22 protein-coding genes are annotated in these 20,931 nt (G+C 68.9%); 14 read left to right on the top strand and 8 right to left on the bottom strand.

Features of this window, described 5'->3' with window-relative positions; all coding sequences use genetic code 11:
- Nucleotides 1-22 precede the first annotated feature (22 nt).
- A complete protein-coding gene (locus ACTIFS_RS01130) occupies nt 23-586 on the top strand; it encodes a hypothetical protein (RefSeq protein WP_439572191.1) in 564 nt (187 codons plus the stop codon).
- A gap of 102 nt (nt 587-688) precedes the next feature.
- Complete coding sequence (locus ACTIFS_RS01125; protein WP_439572190.1) at nt 689-1,375, top strand: ribonuclease T2 family protein; 687 nt, start codon at nt 689-691, stop codon at nt 1,373-1,375.
- A 213-nt stretch (nt 1,376-1,588) separates the two neighbouring features.
- Here ACTIFS_RS01125 and ACTIFS_RS01120 read toward each other — a convergent pair whose 3' ends face one another.
- Nucleotides 1,589-3,994, bottom strand: a complete 2,406-nt coding sequence (locus ACTIFS_RS01120) for a transketolase (protein WP_439572189.1) — start codon at nt 3,992-3,994, stop codon at nt 1,589-1,591.
- 143 nt (nt 3,995-4,137) lie between these two features.
- On the opposite strand from ACTIFS_RS01120, the gene ACTIFS_RS01115 reads away from it, so the two are divergent.
- A complete protein-coding gene (locus ACTIFS_RS01115) occupies nt 4,138-4,599 on the top strand; it encodes an Lrp/AsnC family transcriptional regulator (RefSeq protein WP_439572188.1) in 462 nt (153 codons plus the stop codon).
- A gap of 75 nt (nt 4,600-4,674) precedes the next feature.
- On the top strand, nt 4,675-5,412 hold the full coding sequence (locus ACTIFS_RS01110; RefSeq protein ID WP_439572187.1) for a M48 family metallopeptidase: 738 nt from the start codon (nt 4,675-4,677) through the stop codon (nt 5,410-5,412).
- A gap of 22 nt (nt 5,413-5,434) precedes the next feature.
- Here the strand turns inward: ACTIFS_RS01110 and ACTIFS_RS01105 are convergent, their stop codons facing one another.
- From ACTIFS_RS01105 to ACTIFS_RS01095, 3 genes are all read right to left on the bottom strand, one after another.
- A complete protein-coding gene (locus ACTIFS_RS01105; RefSeq protein ID WP_439572186.1) occupies nt 5,435-6,244 on the bottom strand; it encodes a M15 family metallopeptidase in 810 nt (269 codons plus the stop codon).
- Between the two features lie 4 nt (nt 6,245-6,248).
- Entirely contained in the window at nt 6,249-6,539 is a 291-nt protein-coding gene (locus ACTIFS_RS01100; protein ID WP_439572185.1) for a YARHG domain-containing protein, read from the bottom strand.
- A 100-nt stretch (nt 6,540-6,639) separates the two neighbouring features.
- Nucleotides 6,640-7,305, bottom strand: a complete 666-nt coding sequence (locus ACTIFS_RS01095; RefSeq protein WP_439572184.1) for a LuxR C-terminal-related transcriptional regulator — start codon at nt 7,303-7,305, stop codon at nt 6,640-6,642.
- Between the two features lie 187 nt (nt 7,306-7,492).
- On the opposite strand from ACTIFS_RS01095, the gene ACTIFS_RS01090 reads away from it, so the two are divergent.
- Nucleotides 7,493-8,920 carry a helix-turn-helix domain-containing protein gene (locus tag ACTIFS_RS01090; RefSeq protein ID WP_439572183.1) on the top strand — a complete coding sequence of 476 codons (1,428 nt, stop codon included), beginning with the start codon at nt 7,493-7,495 and terminating at the stop codon, nt 8,918-8,920.
- Nucleotides 8,921-9,320: 400 nt separating this feature from the next.
- Complete coding sequence (locus ACTIFS_RS01085) at nt 9,321-11,207, top strand: extracellular solute-binding protein (protein WP_439572182.1); 1,887 nt, start codon at nt 9,321-9,323, stop codon at nt 11,205-11,207.
- A 21-nt stretch (nt 11,208-11,228) separates the two neighbouring features.
- Here the strand turns inward: ACTIFS_RS01085 and ACTIFS_RS01080 are convergent, their stop codons facing one another.
- The 3 genes from ACTIFS_RS01080 to ACTIFS_RS01070 form a co-directional block, all read right to left on the bottom strand.
- A complete protein-coding gene (locus tag ACTIFS_RS01080) occupies nt 11,229-11,789 on the bottom strand; it encodes a NifU family protein (protein WP_439572181.1) in 561 nt (186 codons plus the stop codon).
- A 129-nt stretch (nt 11,790-11,918) separates the two neighbouring features.
- The gene (locus ACTIFS_RS01075; RefSeq protein WP_439572180.1) at nt 11,919-12,326 is read right to left on the bottom strand and encodes a VOC family protein; all 408 of its coding nucleotides are present in this window, start codon (nt 12,324-12,326) and stop codon (nt 11,919-11,921) included.
- A 29-nt stretch (nt 12,327-12,355) separates the two neighbouring features.
- Nucleotides 12,356-12,853 (bottom strand): universal stress protein, encoded by a 498-nt coding sequence (locus ACTIFS_RS01070; protein ID WP_439572179.1) that lies wholly within the window; start codon nt 12,851-12,853, stop codon nt 12,356-12,358.
- Between the two features lie 162 nt (nt 12,854-13,015).
- Here ACTIFS_RS01070 and ACTIFS_RS01065 point away from each other — a divergent pair, with 162 nt between their 5' ends.
- The 6 genes from ACTIFS_RS01065 to ACTIFS_RS01040 all read left to right on the top strand — a co-directional run bounded on the left by ACTIFS_RS01065 (nt 13,016) and on the right by ACTIFS_RS01040 (nt 19,103).
- Entirely contained in the window at nt 13,016-13,156 is a 141-nt protein-coding gene (locus ACTIFS_RS01065) for a hypothetical protein (RefSeq protein ID WP_439572178.1), read from the top strand.
- Between the two features lie 157 nt (nt 13,157-13,313).
- Nucleotides 13,314-15,119: a translation elongation factor 4 gene (gene lepA, locus ACTIFS_RS01060; RefSeq protein ID WP_439572177.1), complete on the top strand. Its 1,806-nt coding sequence runs from the start codon at nt 13,314-13,316 to the stop codon at nt 15,117-15,119.
- Between the two features lie 261 nt (nt 15,120-15,380).
- On the top strand, nt 15,381-16,478 hold the full coding sequence (locus ACTIFS_RS01055; RefSeq protein WP_439572176.1) for a PAS domain-containing protein: 1,098 nt from the start codon (nt 15,381-15,383) through the stop codon (nt 16,476-16,478).
- A gap of 77 nt (nt 16,479-16,555) precedes the next feature.
- Nucleotides 16,556-17,023 (top strand): Lrp/AsnC family transcriptional regulator, encoded by a 468-nt coding sequence (locus tag ACTIFS_RS01050; RefSeq protein ID WP_439572175.1) that lies wholly within the window; start codon nt 16,556-16,558, stop codon nt 17,021-17,023.
- Nucleotides 17,024-17,110: 87 nt separating this feature from the next.
- Complete coding sequence (locus ACTIFS_RS01045; RefSeq protein WP_439572174.1) at nt 17,111-18,439, top strand: TrkH family potassium uptake protein; 1,329 nt, start codon at nt 17,111-17,113, stop codon at nt 18,437-18,439.
- Nucleotides 18,432-19,103 (top strand): potassium channel family protein, encoded by a 672-nt coding sequence (locus tag ACTIFS_RS01040; protein WP_439572173.1) that lies wholly within the window; start codon nt 18,432-18,434, stop codon nt 19,101-19,103. Before ACTIFS_RS01045 ends, ACTIFS_RS01040 begins: the two co-directional genes overlap by 8 nt.
- Nucleotides 19,104-19,121: 18 nt before the next feature.
- Here the strand turns inward: ACTIFS_RS01040 and ACTIFS_RS01035 are convergent, their stop codons facing one another.
- Nucleotides 19,122-19,754 carry a hypothetical protein gene (locus ACTIFS_RS01035; RefSeq protein ID WP_439572172.1) on the bottom strand — a complete coding sequence of 211 codons (633 nt, stop codon included), beginning with the start codon at nt 19,752-19,754 and terminating at the stop codon, nt 19,122-19,124.
- Between the two features lie 247 nt (nt 19,755-20,001).
- Between ACTIFS_RS01035 and rsfS the strand changes: the two genes are divergently transcribed.
- Complete coding sequence (gene rsfS, locus ACTIFS_RS01030) at nt 20,002-20,322, top strand: ribosome silencing factor (protein WP_439572171.1); 321 nt, start codon at nt 20,002-20,004, stop codon at nt 20,320-20,322.
- 8 nt (nt 20,323-20,330) lie between these two features.
- Nucleotides 20,331-20,807, top strand: coding sequence for a 23S rRNA (pseudouridine(1915)-N(3))-methyltransferase RlmH (gene rlmH / locus ACTIFS_RS01025; protein ID WP_439572170.1), 477 nt, complete (start codon nt 20,331-20,333; stop codon nt 20,805-20,807).
- Nucleotides 20,808-20,931 lie beyond the last annotated feature (124 nt).

Here is a 20,931-nt window from a genome sequence, read left to right as displayed (position 1 = left end):
TGCCACGTCAGGAGCCGGACTCATGCGGATTCGCCACTTCCTCGCCATTCTAGCTGTTGCCGCCGTCGCGCTGCCGGCTGCGGCCCATGCCCAGGCGGTCTGGCACCGCGACGGCACCGGCCCGCGCGGCCTCGCCGGTTCCACCTACACCACCGGCCGCGTGCCCGACGAGGCGCGGCCCGGTGTCCGCGAGCGCCAGATGCGGATCATGGGTCCGGTCGGCTACGCGCTGTTCCGTGATCCGCGCTTCCAGAACCATCTGCTGCCCTGCGATGCCGGCCCGGCGCTGGAGCGCATCCGCAGCACCTTCGCGGAGAAGGAGGCGCGCTTCTGGAACTCGTCGCTGGCGATTGCCGGCATCGACCGCATCCGGCTGGTCACCACCAATCCCTGGGGCCAGGACCTGATTCCGCGGCGGTATTGCCGGGCCCGCGCCCATCTCACCGACGGGCGGGTGCGCACCGTCGATTATGCGATCCTGGAGGACCAGGGCATGATCGGCGCGACATTCGGTGTGGAATGGTGTGTCCATGGCCTCGACCGTGGCCGCTCGTTCGACCCGGCGTGCCGGATGGCGCGGCCCTGACCGCCCGGTTGCACAAAGGCGCCGGGTGCACGGCATCCGCTAAACTAAGTTCTTGCTTTGTTCTGGCAATCCGGGCATCTTGTGCCGGGTGAGGAGGGAGTCATGCCTGTGTTCCGGATCGTGATCGCGGCGGTGCTGATGGTGGTGGCTGCATTGGCAGGCGCCGCGCCGGCGCTCGCGCAGGCCCGCCCGGGCGCGGCTCCTGGCGAATATGACTTCTACGTCCTCGCCCTGTCCTGGTCGCCCTCGTTCTGCGAGGCCAATGCCGAGCGCACCTCGCGCTCCATGCAATGCGCCGGCGACCGGCCCTTCAGTTTCGTCGTCCATGGCCTGTGGCCGCAGTTCCATCGCGGCTATCCGGAATATTGCCAGGTTCCGCCGCCGCGGCTGGAGGGGCGCACCATCAACGCCATGCTCGACATCATGCCGGCGCCGGGTCTGGTGCGGCACCAATGGGCCAAGCACGGCACCTGCTCGGGTGCCCGCTCGCCCACCGCCTTTTTCGAGCGGGTGCGCCAGGCCCGCGCCAAGGTGCGCATTCCCGCCGAGTTCGAGAGCATCGCCGAGGCGAAGACCGTCACGCCCGACGAGGTCGAGGAGGCCTTCGTGCGCGCCAATCCGGGCCTGACGCGGGAGATGATCGCGGTGCAGTGCGACAACCGCCGGCTGCGCGAGGTGCGCATCTGCATCGGCCGCGACATGAATTTCACGGCCTGCGAGGAGATCGACCGACGGGCCTGCAGGCGCGACCGGCTGGTCATGCCGCCGGTGCGGCCCGGCCGGAGCTGAGCCGGAAATCCGATCGGGACGACCGGCATTAACCGGCGGATCGTTCCGGGAACGAATCGGGAGCGAATCGGCCACCTGACGCTGTTCCGGCTTTGGCCCCGCCTGAAACAGCGCCATGCGGGCAGACGGATGGCGTCTTCCTTCACCGCGACTGCGCCGCGCGCGTCCTGCAGGTCCGGGAGCCGTTAAGGGCAGGTCCCGCCGCGGGACGGGTCAGGGCAGGGCGCGCAGGTGACGCACCGGCCGGCCGGCGAGCAGGGCCTGTGCCGCATGCAGGATGGCGTTGGCATCGATGCCGTGGTGCCGGTAGAGATCCTCCACCGTTCCGGTCTGGCCGAAATGTTCCACGCCGAGCGACTTCACCCGGTGGCCGGCGACCCCGCCCAGCCAGGCAAGGGCCGCCGGATGGCCGTCGATGACGGTGACGAGCCCGCAGTCCCGCCCAAGCGGGGCGAGCAGCCGCTCGACATGGCTGGTCGCGCCATGACGGCCATGCTGGCGGGCGCGCTCCGCCGCGGTCCAGCCGGCATTGAGGCGGTCGGCGGAGGTAATGGCCAGCACGCCGACATCGCGGTGGTTCTCGGCCATCAGGCCCGCCGCGGCCAGCGCCTCCGGCGCCACCGCACCGGTATAGGCGATGACCACCCGGGCATTCGGCCCGGGCGGCCGCATCCAGTAGCCGCCATTGATGATGTCGGCCTGAAGCGCCTCCGACATGACGCGCTGCGGCTGGTCGACCGCCCGGGTGGACAGCCTGAGATAGACCGAGCCGCCGGTCTCGTCGCGCAGCCAGGTCCCCTCGTCCGGATCGCCGTCGCTGTCGCGCTGCATGTAGTCGAAGGCAAAGCGCATGATGACGGCGAGCTCGTCCACGAAGGCCGGTTCGAAAGCGGCCAGCCCGTCCTGCGCGATGCCGATCAGCGGGGTTCCGATCGACTGGTGGGCGCCGCCCTCCGGCGCCAGAGTCACCCCCGACGGGGTCGCCACCAGCAGGAACCGCGCATCCTGGTAGCAGGCATAGTTGAGCGCATCGAGGCCGCGCTGGATGAACGGATCGTAGAGCGTGCCGACCGGCAGAAGCCGCTCGCCATGCAGCGCATGGGTCAGGCCGAGCGCCGAGAGCAGGGTGAACAGGTTCATCTCGGCGATGCCCAGCTCGATATGCTGGCCGGACGGGGAGAAATCCCAGGTGAAGGTGGACGGAATGCGCTCCTGCCGGAACGTGTCGGCCAGCGCCTCGCGGGCGAACAGGCCGCGCCGGTTGACGAAGGCCCCCAGATTGGTCGAGACGGTCACGTCCGGCGAGGTGGTGACGATGCGGTCGGCATAGGCCTCCTTGCCGCGCGCGATCTCGTTGAGGATCAGCCCGAAGCCCTGCTGCGTGGCCATGACCGGCTGCGCCGGACAGGGCAGCTGCGCCGGAATCGCCAGCTTCGGCGCGCTGGTGCGCCGCCGGCCGGCCTGCGCGAAGGGCACGGCCCTCAGGAACGGCTCCAGCGTGCCGGCCGGGGTCGTCAGGCCCTCGAACCGGTCCCATTCATGACCCGGCCGCACGCCCATGGCCGCGCGGAAGTCCTCCATTTGCGCCGGCGTCATCAGGCCCGCATGGTTGTCCTTGTGGCCCTGGAACGGCAGGCCGAACCCCTTGATCGTATAGGCGATGAAACAGACCGGACGGTCATGGTCCACCGCCTCTAAGGCATCCAGCAGCGAAGGCAGGTCGTGGCCGGCAAGATTGGTCATCAGTCTGGCGAGTTCGGCATCCGTGCGCCGGCCAAGCAGCTTCGAAACCTGCCCCTGATCGCCGATATCGTCCTGAAGACGCTTCCGCCAGGCCGCGCCCCCCTGGTAGCAGAGCGCCGAATAGAGCTGGTTCGGGCAGGTGTCGATCCAGCGCCGCAGCGCCTCGCCGCCCGGCTCGGCAAAGGCGGCCTCCAGCAGCCGGCCATATTTCAGGATCACCACGTCCCAGCCGAAATTGCGGAACATGGCCTCGAAACGCTCCCACAGCCCCTCGCGCACCACCGCATCGAGGCTCTGGCGGTTGTAGTCGACGACCCACCAGGTGTTGCGCAGGCCGTGCTTCCAGCCCTCGATCAGCGCCTCGTAGATATTGCCCTCGTCCATCTCGGCATCGCCGATGAGCGCGATCATCCGCCCTTCCGGCCGGTCGAGGCCCCAGCCATGGGCGCGCACATAGTCCTGCGCCAGCGACGAGAACAGGGTCTGGGCGACCCCCAGCCCGACCGATCCGGTGGAGAAATCGACGTCGTCGGTGTCCTTGGTCCGCGAAGGATAGCTCTGCGCGCCCTTGTATCCGCGAAACGTCTCCAGTTTGGCGCGTGTCTGGTTGCCGAGCAGATACTGGATGGCGTGGAAGTTCGGGCTCGCATGCGGCTTCACCGCCACCCGGTCTTCCGGCTTCAGCACGGCAAAATAGAGCGCGGTCATGATCGTGGCCAGCGAGGCGGACGAGGCCTGGTGACCACCCACCTTCAGTCCGTCGCGGCTGTCGCGGCCGTGATTGGCATGGTGGATCGTCCAGGACGCCAGCCAGAGCACCTTTTTCTCCAGCTCGGCGAGCAGGGCAAGGCGGTCGGTGGGCGGCTTGCGGGCCATGGCGCGCGGTCCTCTGGCGGGGGCGGATGACGGCGGATCATGCCAGAAGCCTGCGCGCACCACCTGCCAATCTTGACCAGCGATGCGCCCCCGGATGAATGTTTCTGCCAGCCAGCAGGCCAATCATGGCAGGAGATGCCACCATGAGTCTCGACGCCATCGACCGGCGCATCCTCACGGCCCTGCAGCAGGACGGCCGGATGACCAACCAGGCGCTGGCCGAACGGGTCGGGCTGTCGCCCAGCCCCTGTCTCAGGCGCGTGCGCCTGCTGGAGGAGGCCGGCGTCGTGCGCGGCTATGTGGCGGTGGTCGAGCAGAAGGCGGTCGGCCTGCCGGTCAGCATCTTCATCTCGATCAAGCTGGAGCGTCAGCGTGAGGAGGATCTGGACCGGTTCCAGGCGGCGGTCTCGCCCTGGCCTGAGGTCATGGAATGCTACCTGATGACCGGCCAGCGCGACTATCTGATGCGCGTCGTCTGCGCCGACCTGCCCGCCTATGAGCGGTTCCTGAAGGAGAAGCTGACCCGTCTGGACGGCATCGCCTCCATCGAATCGAGCTTTGCGCTGGCCCAGGTCAAGCACACAAACGTGCTGCCCATCGGCTGAGGCTGCTGCCGCCGGCGGGTGCGAAGGGCCGCCGGCCGCTGGCGAACCGTCATCCGACTCGGATATCCTGCGCCCATGTCCATCGTCCGCCGCCTGTTCCAGCGCGAGCCCGACCCGCAGGCCATCGAGGTGGTCCACGAGGGCGTGGCCTATCCGGTCGCGCTGCGGCGCATGCCGCAGGCGCGGCGCTTCACCCTCCGGGTTCGGGCGGCGAGCCGCGATGCGGTCCTGTCCATGCCCGCGCGCGCGCGCCTGAGCGATGCCGTCGCCTTCGCCCACCGGCACGGCGGCTGGATCGCGACGCGGCTCGCCCGCATTCCCGAGGGCCTCGGCTTTCACCCCGGCGTGGTCGTGCCGCTGCGCGGTATGGCCCACGAGGTGGTCCACCGGCCCGAGCGGCGCGGCACCGTCTGGGTCGAGGATGGCGCCATCCATGTCGCCGGTGACGCCGACTTTCTCGCCCGGCGCGTGCAGGATTTCCTGAAACGCGAGGCACGCCGCGACCTGGAGGCCGCCACCCGCCGCCATGCCGCCGCCATCGGAGTGAAGGTCACGCGCATCGGCATCCGCGATCAGGCCAGCCGCTGGGGCTCGGCCTCCTCGACCGGCGCGATCAACTATTCCTGGCGGCTGATCCTGGCGCCGCCCTTCGTGCTGGACTATCTGGCCGCCCACGAGGTGGCCCATCTGCGCGAGATGAACCACTCGCCGCGATTCTGGCGCATCGTCCGCGATCTCTGCCCGCATATGGAGGCGGCCAAGGCCTGGCTGCGCGCCAATGGCGCCAACCTGCACCGCTACGGGGCCGGATAGCAGGGCGCGGCGCCGCGCCGGCTCAGGCGAACAGTTCCGGCCGGTATTCGAAATGCATGGTGTCGTAGTGATACCATTTGCCGCCCCAGATGAAGCCCTCGGCCTCGAATGGCTCGGCGATCTCGAAGGGAATGCGGTTGCGATAGGGAATGTCGCCGCGCCGCCGGGCCCAGGACCAGTAATCCGAGCGCGCCACCGCGACGTCGATCGCCGCCCCCCAGGAATGCATGCTCAAAAGGCCCGTATCGGCCACGGTGCGGCAATTGTAGGTGCCGCCCGAGGGCACGAGATAGGCCTTGAACCGGTCGGGCAGGCCCTCCAGCGCCGCGATCACCCTTTCCATGCGGGTCGCGATGTCGTTGACAGTGGTGACCGGCAGGGGCTGCGGCGCCGTGCGCGGCATCCAGGTCACCGGCCTCAGGCGCGGGCTGACCGCGCCGCGCCGGCAATCGCCATACATCGCGATAAAAAACGGCGTGTTGCGAATGCGTCCGGGGCTGTGGTCGCGCGACGGCGGGCCGGCCGGCGGACCCGGCTCATAGCGCTGGCGCAATTGGTCGGCGATCGTTGCCGCCTTCAGCATGGCGTCGAAGGACCGCTCCGGCTGGCCGGCGCCCGTCGGCATGCGGCTGCCGTCCCGCCACACGAGCGTATCACCCTCGATGGCCGCCAGATGATCCGGATAGGCCGCGACGAGGCGGTCCAGCCGGCTGCGGTCGAAGGCCGGGTTCGAGGTCTGCGCGGCGGCCGTCCGCGCGCCGGCAAGCGCCAGCACCGGCACCGCGAGGGCGCCGGCAAGGGCCTGGATCGCCAGCCTGCGGTTGGCCCGCATCGGCTCAGTCGGTGCAGCCGCGCCAGCGCTCGGCACTGCGGATCGCGGCGATGATGCGGCGCTGCTGGCCCGACAGCGGCACGTCGGCCTGCCGGTCATAGGCACAGCCGGCATTGCCGAACGTGGCGATCGCGCGCCGGGTCTGGAAGCAGTAGCCGGCGTCCTTGTAGATCTGGTTCCGCTCGGTCCACAGGTCGCGGCAGCTCCAGCTGCTGAAATCCTGCGCCATCGCGGTTCCCGCTCCGAGGGCCAGAACCAGCGCGGCGCCCGTCAATGCTCTTTTCAGTCTCGTCATCTCCGCCTCCATCGGAATGCCGCACGGGGGGACCGGCACGAAAACGCCGTCACCTTACGGCGACGGCGCAAGTCAATCCAGCGGGGAGGCGCGGATGGGATCAGCGGGCTGCGTGGGTCGCCCGCGACAGGTGGGCGGCGCCGTTGCGGCCCGGCATCGCACGCGCCGCGACGCGCATGCCGCCTTCCGACGCGGTGATGAAGGTGGCGATCGCCTGCGTGCGGCGCTCGACGCCCAGCTTGCGCAGGATCGAGGAGACGTGGGACTTCACCGTCCCTTCGGAAATGCCGAGGTCATAGGCGATCTGCTTGTTGAGCCGGCCCCGGCTCATGAGGTCGAGCACCTTGAACTGCTGTCCGGAGAGCGCGTCCAGCCGGCGCGAGGACGTGGCGTCGCCCTCCGGCGCGGCGACCACCGGCCACCAGGTGCGGCCAGCCAGAACGGCGCCGACGGCGGCCCGCAGATGGTCGGCGGGAAGGTCCAGCGGCAGGGCCGCACAGGCACCGCAGGCCCGGGCATCCTGAACGGGGCGACGGTCGGCATGGTCGATCAGCACGGCGAAACGGGCCGAGGCCTCGGTTTCCAGCCCCTCGAGGCCCTCGAACGTGCCGAGAACCAGCTCTGCGCGAGCAGGCTCGACAGCCACAGCGCCGGGATGGGCGGCACGGACCAGCGCCTCCAGCGTCTCGGCGACGATCGGGAATGGGTGCTGCACGCAGAAACGCAGCGGATCCTGCACGGAAACGGGATTTTCGACGGGTGCCATGACGTCCTCCAGGTGTGGGATGGCCGCCTTGCCGGCAGACTGTTGTTTCAACGAAAGTAGCATCCGCGACCCGTGCATCAAAATGCGAAATGTCATGCTGCAAAATTGCAAAATTTTTGCTTTTCTATCCTATGGCAGAGGTCCATCGGCCTAGTCCGAAGGCGCGCCCCGCCGAACGGAGGAGAGCATGTCCCGCAAGGTCTTTGTCGGCCCCGCCCTGCGCCGCCTGCGCGAGGAGACCCGGCTGACCCAGACGGCCTTCGCCCAGAGGCTCGGTCTGTCGGTGAGCTATCTCAACCAGATCGAGAACAACCAGCGTCCGGTCACGGCCGGCGTGCTGCTGGCACTTGGCCAGACCTTCGGCGTCGATCTTGCCACCTTCGCAACCGACGACAGCGACCGGCTGGTCACCGACCTGCGCGAGGCGAGCGCCGACCCGGTTTTCGCCGAGGGCGCCCCGAGCCTTCAGGACCTCAAGCGCGTGGCTGCCGACAGTCCCGCCTTCGCGCGGGCCTTCCTGCGCCTGCACCAGACGGCCCGCCGGCTCGGCGAGCGCCTGCAGGCGGCGGGCGATGCGCCCCTGCTGCCGCCGACCGGCGAGAGCGGGGAAACCGCGCTCATTCCCTATGAGGAGGTCCGCGACTATTTCCACTACGTCGACAATTATGTCGACGATCTCGACCGGGCGGCCGAGGATCTCGCCGAGCGGCTCGGCCTCGCCGCGGCTTCCGACCGGGTGCAGGCCCTGTCCGGCTATCTCGCCGGGCGCCACAGCGTCACGGTCAATGCCAATGCCACCCTCGGCGACGACGTGCTGGAGCGCTATGAATCGGTGACGCGCATGCTGTCGCTCGATGGCGCGCTGGATGCCTCCACCCGCGCCTTTCTCCTTGCCAGCCGGATCGCCCGTCTCGAACAGGCGGACGTGATGGGTGCCATCGTCGCCGGGGCGGGCTTTCGCTCGCGCGCGGCCGGCGACATCGCGCGCGTCGCGCTCGCCAACTATTATGCCGGTGCGCTGCTCCTGCCCTACCGGCGCTTCCTGGCCGCCGCCAAGGACACCCGCCACGATCTCGACTGGCTCGGCCGGCTGTTCGGGGCGAGCCTGGAACAGGTCTGCCACCGGCTGTCGACGCTTCAGCGGTCGGGCCAGCGCGGCGTGCCGTTCTATTTCGTCAAGGTCGACCGGGCCGGCAACGTCATCAAGCGCCATTCGGCGACGCGCTTCCAGTTCGCCCGCTTCGGCGGCGCCTGCCCCCTCTGGAACGTCCACGAGGCCTTCGAGCAGACCGGCCGCACCTTCGTCCAGGTGGCCGAGATGCCGGACGGCCTGCGCTATCTGTCGCTGGCCCGCGCCGTCACCAAGGGCGCGGCCCATTGGCGCGCACCGGTGCGCCGCTACGCCTTCGGCCTCGGCTGCGAGATCTCCTATGCCGGCGACATCGTCTATTCGGAAGGCATCGACCTGAAGGCGGATGCCAATGTCGCCAAGATCGGCGTGTCCTGCCGCATCTGCGAGCGGGCCAATTGCCACCAGCGCGCCGTGCCGCCGATCGACCGCGAGATCCGCGTGCCGAGCGACCGTCGCAAGGTGGTGCCCTTCGACCTGTCGTGAGCGGGAGGGCGGCCTCCGCAGGTGCTGGAACGCGCGGCCCATCGGCTCTGCGTCCTTCGAGGCTCGCCCCAGCATCGAGCGAACGCGAGATGCGTTCGCATCTCGCTAGGGCTCGCACCTCAGGATGAGGAGGGTGGTGGGCTGCATCAGCCTCGGCTAAAGCTCAGCCGCTGCGCCTCGACCCTGCCGTCCTGCAATTCGCTGCCCTCCTCATCCTGAGGTGCGAGCCCGCAGGGCGAGCCTCGAAGGACGCACGAATGGCCTGGAGATTGTCTGGCCCCTGCCCGCATCGGCCCCACGGCCCGGCACGGTAGGCTCCCGGCGCCGCACCCGGCCCATGACGCCATGTGATTTGGAGCAGCGGCACGAAGCCCCTAGGCTTGCCTTCAACGGAGGACCCATGCCGATGCGACAGCCGACGAAACATGCCGCGCCCCGCCTTGCCCGCCGCACCGTGCTGACGCTGGCGGCCGGTGCCGCAGCCGGCCTGTTCGCCCCGCCCGTCCTTGCCGCCGACGGCGAGCCGGTCCACGGCATCTCGGCCTTCGGCGACCTGAAATATCCGGCCGGCTTCCGTCATTTCGACTATGTGAACCCGGCAGCGCCCCGCGGCGGCAGCTTCGTCCACACCCCGTCGAGCTGGGCCTACAACCAGAACCCGACCACTTTCAACACGCTGAACACGCTGGTCCTGCGCGGCGATGCGCCGCCCGGGCTGGACACCATCTTCGCCAGCCTCATGGTCCGCTCCGGCGACGAGCCCGACGCCATGTACGGCCTGGTCGCCGAGACCGTGCGGATATCGCCGGATGGCCTGACCTATCGCTTCACCCTGCGCGACATCGCCCGCTTCCATGACGGCACGCCGATCACCGCGGAGGATGTCGCCTGGTCCATGACGACGCTGAAGGAGAAGGGCCACCCGCTCATCCGCATCGTGCTGCGCGACCTCGCCGGCGCCGAGGCGGAGGGCGAGCGGGTCGTTGCAGTGCGCTTTGCCGAAGGCCGGTCGCGCGACCTGCCGCTGACGGTTGCCGGCCTGCCGATCCTGTCGAAGGCCTGGTATGCCGGGCGCGATTTCGAGGCCTCCACCATGGATGTGCCGCTCGGCTCGGCCGCCTACAAGGTGGGGCGCATGGAATCCGGGCGGTTCATCGAATACGAGCGGGTCGCCGACTGGTGGGGCGAGACGCTGCCGGTTTCGGTCGGCCAGAACAATTTCGACGTGATCCGCGTGGAGTTCTTCCGCGACCGGGACGTCGCCTTCGAGGGCTTCAAGGCGCGCGCCTACACGTTCCGGGAGGAGTTCACCTCGCGCACCTGGGCGACCCAGTACGACTTTCCCGCCTCCCGCGACGGCCGGGTGGTGCGCCGGGAGATTCCCGACGAGACACCATCGGGCGCGCAGGGCTGGTTCATCAACACAAGGCGGGAGAAGTTCGCCCATCCGAAGCTGCGCGAGGCGATCGGCCTCGCCTTCGACTTCGAGTGGACCAACAAGCACGTCATGTTCGACAGCTACCGGCGCACCCATTCCTTCTTCCAGAACTCGCCGATGATGGCGACCGGCAAGCCCTCGCCCGAGGAACTGGCGGTGCTGGAGCCGTTCCGCGGCAAGGTCGTGGACGAGGTGTTCGCCGAGCCCTATTCGCCGCCGGTCTCGGACGGCTCGGGCCAGGACCGCAGGCTGCTCCGGCAGGCGACCCAGCTGCTGCGCGAAGCCGGTTTCACCATCGCCGGCAACCGGCTGATGGACCCGTCAGGCCGTCCGGTGACGATCGAGTTCCTCGACTTCGAACCCTCGCTGGAGCGGCACACGCAGCCCTTCATCGCCAATCTGCGCCGACTCGGCATCGAGGCGGGCATCCGGCGGGTCGATTCCGCGCAGTATCAGTCGCGGCTGAAGGACTACGATTTCGACATGACCATCCGGCGCTATTCGCTCTCGCTGACGCCGGGCGAGGCCATGCGCTCCTATTTCGGCGCGGATGCCGGCCGCCAGCCAGGCTCGCAGAACCTTGCCGGCATTGCCGATCCGGTGATCGACGCGCTCGTCGGCCAGGCGCTGGTGGCAAAGACCCGGCCGGAACTGGTCACCGTCTGCAAGGCGCTGGACCGCGTGCTGCGCGCCGGCCGCTACTGGGTGCCCAACTGGTACAAGGCGAGCCACTGGCTGGCCTATTGGGACCAGTTCGGCTTTCCCGAGACCAAGCCGCGCTATGCGCGCGGGGCGCCGAATACCTGGTGGTTCGATCGCGACAAGGCCGCGCGCATCGAGCGGGGGTGAGGGCCGGGACGGCCCGCCCGTTCAGATCGCCTGCACCTCGCGCACGTCGGGCAGGAAGTGGCGCATCAGGTTCTGGATGCCGTGCTTGAGCGTGGCGGTCGAGGACGGGCAGCCCGCGCAGGAACCCTGCATGGCCAGATAGACCACGCCGTCCTTGAAGCCGCGGAAGGTGATGTCGCCGCCATCCGCAGCCACCGCCGGGCGCACGCGCGTTTCCAGAAGCTCCTTGATCGTGTCGACGGTCTCGGCGTCGGCGGGGTCGAAGAACTCCTCCTCGCCGTCCGGGACGGCGCCCGCTCCGGACCGCACGATCGGCTGGCCCGACATGTAGTGTTCCATGATCGCGCCGAGGATCGCCGGCTTCAGGTGCGGCCACTCGCTGCCACCCTTGGTCACGGTGATGAAGTCGTTGCCGAAGAACACGCCGGCCACCCCGTCGATGCCGAACAGGCGCTCGGCCAGCGGCGACTGGCGCGCGGCCTCGACATTGGGCATGTGCAGCGTGCCCTCTTCCAGAACGGTGCGGCCGGGCATGAACTTCAGCGTGGCCGGATTCGGGGTGGCTTCGGTCTGGATGAACATGGCGGTCTCCGGTCAACCCGGTTCAAGGCCGGGCCAGTCTGGAATGATTCAACACAAGGTGTCTCTTCAACATGTGGCGAGCGGCGGGCGCGGCGTCAACCGCCGGCGGGCCGGAACCGGCCGGCATCGTCAGTATTCCGCGTAGATCTCGATGATATTGTCCTCCGGGTCGCGGAAGAACAGGGTGCGGTGCCGCCAGTCGGGCAGGTCGGTCGGGCCGCGCAGGATCGGCACGCCCTTCGCGACGAGTTCCGCATGGCAGGCGTCCACGGCCGGCGGGGCGACCCGGAAACACAATTGCACGGCGGCAGCGCCGGGTGCCCTCGGACCGTCATCGCAGACCGGCCAGACGGTGCGCGGTCGCAGGGTCAGCAGCGTCGCGCCGACCCGGAAACTCACCCAGTTCGGCCGGTCCGTCTCGATGGGAAAGCGCATCACGTCCCGGTAGAAGGCGCGCGTCTCAGCCATGTGGCTGCACAGAAGCACCACGTAGTCAGTGCCGCCGATGCCGCCGAGCGGCCCCGCCTGGTTGGTCATGTTCCGGTCTCCGGCCGTGCAGGGCGCCGTCAGGCCAGCGCCTCGATCTCCTCGTCGGAGAGATGCCCCGGCACGATGGCGACGGGAATGGGATAGGAGCCGGCGGTGCGGGAAAGGCTCGAGACCAGCGGTCCCGGCCCGTCCTTGCCGGTGCCCGCCGCCAGAACCAGAATGGCGACGTCCGGATCCTCCTCGATCTGGGCGAGGATGGTCTCGGCCAGCGGGCCCTCGCGCACCACCAGTTCCGGCTCCACGCCGACCAGGGCCATCGCCCGGTCGGCGGCGGCGTCGAGCTTGGCGCGCGCCTCCTGGTGGGCCTCGGCGCGCATCACGTCGGCCACGCCGAACAGCGCCTGGCCGTCGCCGATGCCCTGCTCCACCACGGCCATCATCTGCAGCCGGTGGCCGGTGCGCGAGGCCCGGCGGGCGGCAAAGACGATGGCGCGGTCGCATTCCTCGCTGTCGTCGATCACCACCATGAACTTGGGCGTATGGCCGGACTGGTAGGCTTCCCGCTTGCGGGTCATGAAGGGGCCTCTCGTCGCACCGCAAGCCTCCAATGTCGCACCCGGCCCCGCGGCAGCGCAAGCCGGGCGTCAGCCCGCGCCCGATCCGCCAATCTGTGACGGCCGCCACAGCCGGTCCGGCCGGCCAGGTCCAGTCTGCCTTCCACAGAAGGGGAGGCGACCATGCCCTTTACCACCCGGATTCTTGCAGCTGGCGCGATCCTCGCGTCCCTCGGCGTCGCCGCCGGTCTCGTCAAGGCCACCCGTCCCGCGCTGCTGAAGCCGGCCGTTGCGGTGATCGTGCTGGTTGCCGAGCGTCCGTGAGGCTGACATGCGCACGGCCGACCTCTGGCACCTCGCCTTTCACGCCGACCTTGCCTTCCTGATCGTCACCTGGCTGGTCTTCGGGGCCGTGCTGCGCTCCATCCTGCGCTGACGGCGATCCTTCCAAACGCACGCCGTCACTGCTATGTGCGGCGCCATGACCGACACTCCGCTCGACCTCATCCGCAACTTCTCGATCGTCGCCCATATCGACCATGGCAAGTCGACGCTCGCCGACCGCCTGATCCAGGTCACCGGCGGCCTGACGGCGCGCGAGATGACCGAACAGGTCCTCGACAACATGGATATCGAGAAGGAGCGCGGCATCACCATCAAGGCGCAGACCGTGCGCCTCGACTACACGGCGAAGGACGGCAAGACCTATGTCCTGAACCTGATGGACACGCCCGGCCACGTCGACTTCGCCTATGAGGTATCGCGCTCGCTCGCCGCCTGCGAGGGTTCGATCCTCGTGGTCGATGCCTCCCAGGGCGTCGAGGCCCAGACGCTCGCCAATGTCTATCAGGCGCTGGATGCCGGCCACGAGATCGTGCCGGTGCTCAACAAGATCGACCTGCCGGCCGCCGAGCCGGAGCGGGTGAAGGAGCAGATCGAGGACGTCATCGGCCTCGATGCCTCCGATGCGGTCGAGGTCTCGGCCAAGACCGGCATCAATATCGAGGGCGTGCTGGAGGCGATCGTCACGCGGCTGCCGCCGCCGAAGGGCGACCGTGCAGCCCCGCTCAAGGCCATGCTGGTCGATAGCTGGTACGACGCCTATCTCGGCGTCATCGTGCTGGTCCGCGTCATCGACGGCGTCATGAAGAAGAACCAGCGCATCAAGATGATGGGCACCGACGCGGTCTATGACGTCGACAGGATCGGCGTCTTCACGCCGAAGATGCGCGACGTGCCGGATCTCGGCCCCGGCGAGGTCGGCTTCATCACCGCGTCCATCAAGGAGGTGGCCGACACGCGCGTCGGCGACACGATCACAGACGAAAAGAAGCCGACCGCCAAGGCGTTGCCGGGCTTCAAGCCCGCGCAGCCGGTGGTGTTCTGCGGCCTGTTTCCGCAGGACGCCGCCGATTTCGAGGACCTGCGCGCCGCGATGGGCCGGCTCAGGCTCAACGATGCGAGCTTCTCCTTCGAGATGGAATCCTCGGCGGCGCTCGGCTTCGGCTTCCGTTGCGGCTTCCTCGGCCTGCTTCACCTGGAAATCATCCAGGAGCGGCTGGAGCGCGAGTTCAATCTCGACCTGATCGCCACCGCGCCGTCCGTCGTCTACCAGATCCTTCAGCGCGACGGCTCGCTGATCGAACTGCACAATCCGGCCGACATGCCGGACCCGATGAAGATCGAGGTCATCTCGGAGCCGTGGATCCGCGCCAAGATCATGACGCCGGACGACTATCTCGGCTCGGTGCTGAAGCTCTGCCAGGACCGCCGCGGCGTGCAGGTCGATCTGACCTATGTCGGCTCGCGCGCCATGGTCACCTACGACCTGCCGCTGAACGAGGTGGTCTTCGACTTCTACGACCGGCTGAAGTCCATTTCGAAGGGCTATGCCTCCTTCGACTACCAGATCACCGACTATCGCGAGGGCGACCTCGTGAAGATGTCGATCCTGGTCAACGGCGAGCCGGTCGATGCGCTCTCCATGCTGGTCCACCGGAACCGCGCCGAGAGCCGCGGCCGGGCCATGTGCGAGAAGCTGAAAGACCTGATCCCGCAGCACCTGTTCAAGATCCCGATTCAGGCCTCCATCGGCGCCAAGGTCATCGCCCGCGAGACCATCTCGGCCCTGCGCAAGGACGTCACCGCCAAGTGCTACGGCGGCGATATCTCCAGAAAGCGCAAGCTTCTCGACAAGCAGAAGGAGGGCAAGAAGAAGATGCGCCAGTTCGGCAAGGTCGACATTCCGCAGGAGGCCTTCATCGCCGCCCTGAAAGTGGATGTCTGAGCGGCCGCCGGGGCCTGCGCGGTGGCAGCGGGCCATGCCCGCTACGCCCAAAAAACGGGCATCCGCTCGGGCCCTTCGACCTTTGTCGCGGCTTGATTCGACGGCCTGAATCGGTTCCATTCGTCGTTTCCGGGCCGCCTTTTCCTTCGTTCCGTCCCCTCCGTCGAGGCATCCCATGCCGCTGCCGTCCAGCAGGGTCGTGACCCGATTCCGCCTCTCCGGCACAAGCTGTGCGGTCCGCGCGCCGCGGAGCCCGCGGCCATGACGGCCGTTCAGTCGATCCCGACCCCGGTGCCGCCCCGGAGCGATGGCTGGTCGTCCTTCCATGCGCTCGGCATGGTGGAGGAACTGGCAGGCGCCGGCACGATGACCGCCGATCTCGTAACCGGCCTGCACCGCTGGTCCTGGGGCATCTACCGGATCCTCGGCGCTGTGCCCGACGGACTGCAGCCCTCCTTCCAGGCCTTCGATGCGTTCGTCCACCCCGATGACCGGGTCACGGAGGAGGCGTGGCGCCAGGAAATGACCGACGGGCTGCCGGTCACCCGGACCTTCCGGATCGTGCGCCGCAATGGTGCGGTGCGCTGGGTGACCTGCCGCGCCGAGATCGTCCGGCGCGAGGGGTCGCGGCCGGTGGTGATGGCGGCGGCGCTCGTCGATGTCACCGTTGCGCATGACGCCCAGCGGGCCCGGGAGATCAGCGAGCATCGCCGAGACGCACTGACCCGCGTGATGGCCGCGATGGTCTGGACCACCTGCCCGGACGGCCGGGCAACCGGCTCGCTGCCCTGGCAGGCTCTGACCGGCCAGAGCGCGGAGGCGGCGGCCGATTTCGGCTGGCTCGACATGGTCCATCCCGAGGACCGGGACCGGGTGCGGCAGGCCTGGCTCGAGGCGATCGGGCGGCGGATCGCCATTGATGCGACCTACCGGCTGAAACTCGCCGACGGCCGCTATGGCTGGCAGCATGCGCGAACCGCCCCGGTGCTCGACCGCGAGGGCGTGTTGCGCGAATGGGCCGGGGTCGGCCATCCCATCGACCCGGGCGACGTCCTGACCCGGAGGGAGCGTGAGCCGGGGGTCGAGACCGTCGTTTCGCGGACCCCGCCGGCCCCTCTGAGCGGCGCCATGATCCGTGCGGCCCGCGCCCTTGTCGGCTGGTCGGTGGCCGATCTCGCCGCGGCCTCGGGCGTCTCGGTCTCCACCCTGCGCCGCATCGAGGAGACCGACGAGACGCAGCCGCGGCGAGCTGCCGCCGTCGATGCCATGCAGCGCGCGCTCGAGGGCGCCGGGGTGCAGTTCGCCTGGCGCGTCGATGGCGAGGCCTATCTGCGGCTGTCGCAGCGTCCCGCCGGCTGAGCCGGGACCTGCCGCATTGCCTCTGCACGTCCCGAAGGCTAAGTCCTGAACCCGGGTGACGGGGAGCCAAGACGGCCATGTCGCAGTTCGACGAGACCGACCGCAGGCTGCTCGCTGCGCTCCAGCGCGACGACCGCCGTTCGCTTGCCGAACTGGGCACGGATGTCGGTGCGCCGGCCTCCACCGTCAACGACCGCATCCGCCGGCTGGTCAGGAACGGCGTCGTCACCGGCTTCCACGCGCGCGTCTCGCCGGAGGCTGTCGGCCTCAACCTTCTCGCCTTCGTCCTCGTCGGCTGGGCCGATCCCAAGGTGGAGGGCGCGTTTCTCGCGCGCATCCAGGCCTCGCCGGCGGTGCTCGAATGCCATCACGTGACGGGGACCTGGAACTATCTCCTGAAGGTGCGCGTCGGCACCACCCGCGACCTGGAGACCTTTCTCTCGCAGGTCGTCAAGGCGACCGAGGGCGTCCAGCGGACCGAAACGATCATTGCGCTCTCCTCGGCCAAGGAAACCTGGGAGCTGGACGCGGGGACCGACTCCTGACCGCGCGACCTCCCGGCCCCAGCTTCCCGTTGCCCCTGCGGCATGGTAGCTGATGGGTCGCGGCAGGTGAGGACGGCGGCATTCCCCATGCATGACCTGTGGTCGCATCCGGCGCGCCTGGTCCCCCTGGCCTTCCTCGTCGTCATTGCCGTGGGCACGGCCGGTCTCATGCTGCCGGCAGCGCGCGCGGGGGAGGGCTCGGCGCCCTTCGTGATCGCGCTGTTCACGGCGACCTCCGCCGTTTCCGTCACCGGCCTCGCGGTTGTCGATACCGCCACCTACTGGACCGGCTTCGGCCAGGCGCTCATCCTCGTCCTGTTCCAGATCGGCGGTTTCGGCATCATGAGCACGGCGACGCTGCTCGCCCTGCTGGTTTCGCGCCGGCTGAGCCTGTCGCGCCAGCTCGTCGTCCAGGCCGAGACGCGCGGCATCGCGCTCGGCGACGTGACCTCGGTGCTGCGCTTCGTGCTGCTGACGACGCTGGCGGTGCAGACCGCGACAGCCCTGATTCTGGCGGTGCGTCTCAACAAGGAGGGCATGGGCCCCGCCGATGCGCTCTGGCACGGCACGTTCCACGCGGTCGCCGCCTTCACCAATGCAGGCTTCTCGACCTTCTCCGACAGCATGATGTTCTTTGCCCGTGACTGGGTCGTGCTCGGCGCCATCTTCGTGGCGGTGGTCCTCGGCGGGCTGGGCCTGCCGGTTCTGCACGACCTGCGCCGGTCCATGCTCAGGCCGCGGTCGTGGTCGCTGCACACCAAGCTGACGCTGGCCGGCACGGCCTTCCTGCTGCCGGCGGGCTGCGCGGCGACGCTGGTCTACGAGTGGAGCAATCCCGGCACGCTCGGGCCGCTGGAGCCGTTTCACAAGGTCGTCAACGCCATGTTTCACTCGGCGATGGCCCGCTCGGGTGGGCTCAACGCGATCGACCTCGGCAACCTGACCCAGGGCAACATGCTCGTCACCTATGCGCTGATGGCAATCGGCGGCGGCAGCGCCGGCACCGCCGGCGGCATCAAGGTGACGACCTTCCTGATCCTCGGTCTGGCGGTCTGGTCCGAAGTGCGCGGCCAGCCCGACATCACCGCATTCGGACGGCGGATTTCCTCCACCGTCCAGCGCGAGGCGCTGACCATCGCGCTCATCGCCATCCTGGTCATCGGCCTGTCGGTGCTGGCGATCCGCGCCCTGTCGGACCTGCCTTTGCGCCACCTCGTCTTCGAGGTGATCTCGGCCTTCGCCAATGTCGGCCTGTCCATGGGCATCACCGGCGACCTGCCGCCGGCGGCGCAGGTCCTGCTCTCCGTCTTGATGTTCGTCGGCCGTGTCGGCACCATCACGGTGGCCACGGCGCTGGCCCTGCGCGGCCGCAAGGCGGCTTTCCGCTATCCAGAGGAGCGCCCGATCGTTGGCTAAGAATTCCGACAAGCTGTCCGACAGCGTCGTCGTCATCGGGCTCGGCCGCTTCGGCGGGGCGGTCGCGCAGTCGCTGACCCAACTCGGCCATGACGTTCTGGCCATCGACCAGGACGAGCGCCTCGTCCAGGAATGGTCGAGCCGGCTCGCCCATGTCGTGCAGGCCAACACCACCAGCGTCGAGGTTCTGACCCAGCTCTCCTGTCGCCAGTTCCCCCACGCGGTGGTGGCCATCGGCTCGGACATCGAGGCAAGCGTCCTGACCGTGCTGGCCCTGGCCGATCTCGGCGTTCCGGACATCTGGGCCAAGGCCGTCTCGGCCCGCCACGGCCGCATCCTGGAGCGCACCGGCGCCCACCATGTGGTCTATCCGGAGGCGTCGATGGGCGAGCGCGTCGCCCATCTGGTCACGGGCAAGATGATCGACTTCATCGAGTTCGACGACGGCTATGCGATTGCCAAGACGCGCGCGCCCCGCGAGATCGCCGGCAAGACGCTGGCCGAATCGGCCCTGCGCTCGCATCACGGCGTCACCATTGTCGGGGTGAAGCGCCCGCGCACGGACTTCACCTATGCGCGCCCGGAGACCATGGTCGAGCCGGGCGACATCCTGATCGTCGCCGGCCCGACGCGGCTGGTGGAAACCTTTGCCGGGCGGACCTGACGAGGCCGCGCGGCGCGGTCAGGGGCCGAGGCGGAACACCTGCGCATAGAGGCCGGCCGATCCGCCGGGGCCGGTCTTTTCAAGGCCCGAGCGGGCCGCTTCGGCATCGAGCCCCTCCACCAGCAGCAGCGCTGCGAACGAGGCATCGCCGGCACGCATGCCCTTCTCGCGGGTGTCGATGGCGCTGCGGTCGCTGTCGGTGACCAGCAGTTCCGCGGCCGCCACGCGGTCGTTCGCCACCGCCGCGGAGACCAGCGCCTGGGCATCCCCGGCCGGCACGGTGTCAAGCCTTGCGGCGGCGACAAACCCGCCCTGCCCGAGCCCCGCGCGCGCGACAGACCTGCCGCCGCCGCGGACGAAATGGCCGAGGATCGGCATCATCCGCCGCGACCACGGCGTCGGCTCGTTCAGGCGCGCGAGATAGGCGGGGCTTGCGAGCACCTCGGGCGAAGCCAGCCGGTAGAGGATGAAATAGCGCCGGGCATCGACAGCCAGGGCGCGAAAGACGCGCACCGACAGGAACCCCTCGACGCCGAGCCTCTCGGCCGTGTGCTCGCGGGCGAGCCAGTGGAGGTAGTCGGTCTCCCTGTCCACCGTCACATCGCTCCAGATGGCAAGGAACCCTGCCCCACCCGCTGCCGCATCCGCCATCCGGTCCTCCTGTTGTTCTCTCCAGCGTGGCGCATCGGGCGCGGTCGGGGAAGCCCCGGAACCATGGTGTCGCCGCAGCGTTTCCCAATCCGCCGGCTTTCGGCTATAGTTGCGTCGTTGCGCCGCGCGTCGGCGTTGAGACAAGAGGATCGGACCCCTGTCCACCGCGACCCTTCCCGGGCGGCCCGCCGAGGCACTGCCCACCGGGATCGAAGCCGGCCCAGAGCCCGCCGAGGTCCTGAAGCTCGTGCTCACCGTCCTGGACGACAACAAGGCGGAAGAGACCCTCACCATCGACCTCAAGGGCAAGACCTCCATCGCCGATGCGATGGTAGTGGCGTCGGGTCGTTCGCACCGCCATGTCGGCGCGCTCGCCGACCATCTCCTCAGGGCCCTGAAGGATGCCGGCGTGCGACAGGTCCGGGTCGAGGGCCTGCCGGCCTGCGACTGGGTGCTTGTCGATACCGGCGACATCATCGTCCACCTGTTCCGGCCCGAGGTGCGCGCCTTCTACAATCTCGAGAAGATGTGGTCGGCCTCCCGGCCCGCCGAGCGGCTGGCCGGCTAGGCCTTCCCGTGAGGCTCCTCCTGGCTGCGGTCGGCCGCATGAAGGCCGGACCGGAGGCGGAGCTTGCCGAGCGCTATCGTGACCGCGCACTCAAGGCCGGCCGCCCGCTCGGCTTCCGGTCCCTCGACATCACCGTCATCGACGAGAGCCGGCAGGCCGCGCCCGAGGCCCGCAAGGCCGAGGAGGCGGCCGCGATCCGGCGCGCGCGCTCCGGGCGTCTGCTGCTGCTGGACGAGCGCGGCCGCACCATGGGCAGCGAGGATTTCGCGCACCTGATCGGCAGCTGGAAGGATGGCGGTGAGAATGCGGCGACCATCGTCATCGGCGGGCCGGACGGGCTGGATCAAACGTTGCGTGCCGAGGCTGACCTGGTCCTGTCCTTCGGCGCGATGACCTGGCCGCACCAGCTGGTGCGCATCCTTGCGCTGGAACAGCTCTACAGGGCCGTGACGATTCTCTCCGGCCACCCCTATCACCGGCCCTAGGATGACCGCGAACGGCACCAAAAGCCGCCCTGCCGGATGCGTGATCCCCCTTACCCTGTCACCGAACCTTCATTAAAGTGTCATCCGTCCGTCGTGAGCCGGACTGAAGAACGGCCCGGGACCA

This window comes from Phreatobacter sp. (assembly GCF_051860605.1).
GTDB lineage: Bacteria > Pseudomonadota > Alphaproteobacteria > Rhizobiales > Phreatobacteraceae > Phreatobacter.
Note: the sequence above shows the minus strand (reverse complement) of the source record. Positions and strands in the feature narration are given on the sequence as shown.

Bases quoted from the DNA above. Each gene is read 5' to 3' on its own strand.
- ACTIFS_RS01130 (WP_439572191.1), top strand. From the start codon at position 23: ATGCGGATTCGCCACTTCCTCGCCATTCTAGCTGTTGCCGCCGTCGCG.
- ACTIFS_RS01125 (WP_439572190.1), top strand. From the start codon at position 689: ATGCCTGTGTTCCGGATCGTGATCGCGGCGGTGCTGATGGTGGTGGCT.
- ACTIFS_RS01120 (WP_439572189.1), bottom strand. From the start codon at position 3,994: ATGGCCCGCAAGCCGCCCACCGACCGCCTTGCCCTGCTCGCCGAGCTG.
- ACTIFS_RS01115 (WP_439572188.1), top strand. From the start codon at position 4,138: ATGAGTCTCGACGCCATCGACCGGCGCATCCTCACGGCCCTGCAGCAG.
- ACTIFS_RS01110 (WP_439572187.1), top strand. From the start codon at position 4,675: ATGTCCATCGTCCGCCGCCTGTTCCAGCGCGAGCCCGACCCGCAGGCC.
- ACTIFS_RS01105 (WP_439572186.1), bottom strand. From the start codon at position 6,244: ATGCGGGCCAACCGCAGGCTGGCGATCCAGGCCCTTGCCGGCGCCCTC.
- ACTIFS_RS01100 (WP_439572185.1), bottom strand. From the start codon at position 6,539: ATGACGAGACTGAAAAGAGCATTGACGGGCGCCGCGCTGGTTCTGGCC.
- ACTIFS_RS01095 (WP_439572184.1), bottom strand. From the start codon at position 7,305: ATGGCACCCGTCGAAAATCCCGTTTCCGTGCAGGATCCGCTGCGTTTC.
- ACTIFS_RS01090 (WP_439572183.1), top strand. From the start codon at position 7,493: ATGTCCCGCAAGGTCTTTGTCGGCCCCGCCCTGCGCCGCCTGCGCGAG.
- ACTIFS_RS01085 (WP_439572182.1), top strand. From the start codon at position 9,321: ATGCCGATGCGACAGCCGACGAAACATGCCGCGCCCCGCCTTGCCCGC.
- ACTIFS_RS01080 (WP_439572181.1), bottom strand. From the start codon at position 11,789: ATGTTCATCCAGACCGAAGCCACCCCGAATCCGGCCACGCTGAAGTTC.
- ACTIFS_RS01075 (WP_439572180.1), bottom strand. From the start codon at position 12,326: ATGACCAACCAGGCGGGGCCGCTCGGCGGCATCGGCGGCACTGACTAC.
- ACTIFS_RS01070 (WP_439572179.1), bottom strand. From the start codon at position 12,853: ATGACCCGCAAGCGGGAAGCCTACCAGTCCGGCCATACGCCCAAGTTC.
- ACTIFS_RS01065 (WP_439572178.1), top strand. From the start codon at position 13,016: ATGCCCTTTACCACCCGGATTCTTGCAGCTGGCGCGATCCTCGCGTCC.
- lepA (WP_439572177.1), top strand. From the start codon at position 13,314: ATGACCGACACTCCGCTCGACCTCATCCGCAACTTCTCGATCGTCGCC.
- ACTIFS_RS01055 (WP_439572176.1), top strand. From the start codon at position 15,381: ATGACGGCCGTTCAGTCGATCCCGACCCCGGTGCCGCCCCGGAGCGAT.
- ACTIFS_RS01050 (WP_439572175.1), top strand. From the start codon at position 16,556: ATGTCGCAGTTCGACGAGACCGACCGCAGGCTGCTCGCTGCGCTCCAG.
- ACTIFS_RS01045 (WP_439572174.1), top strand. From the start codon at position 17,111: ATGCATGACCTGTGGTCGCATCCGGCGCGCCTGGTCCCCCTGGCCTTC.
- ACTIFS_RS01035 (WP_439572172.1), bottom strand. From the start codon at position 19,754: ATGGCGGATGCGGCAGCGGGTGGGGCAGGGTTCCTTGCCATCTGGAGC.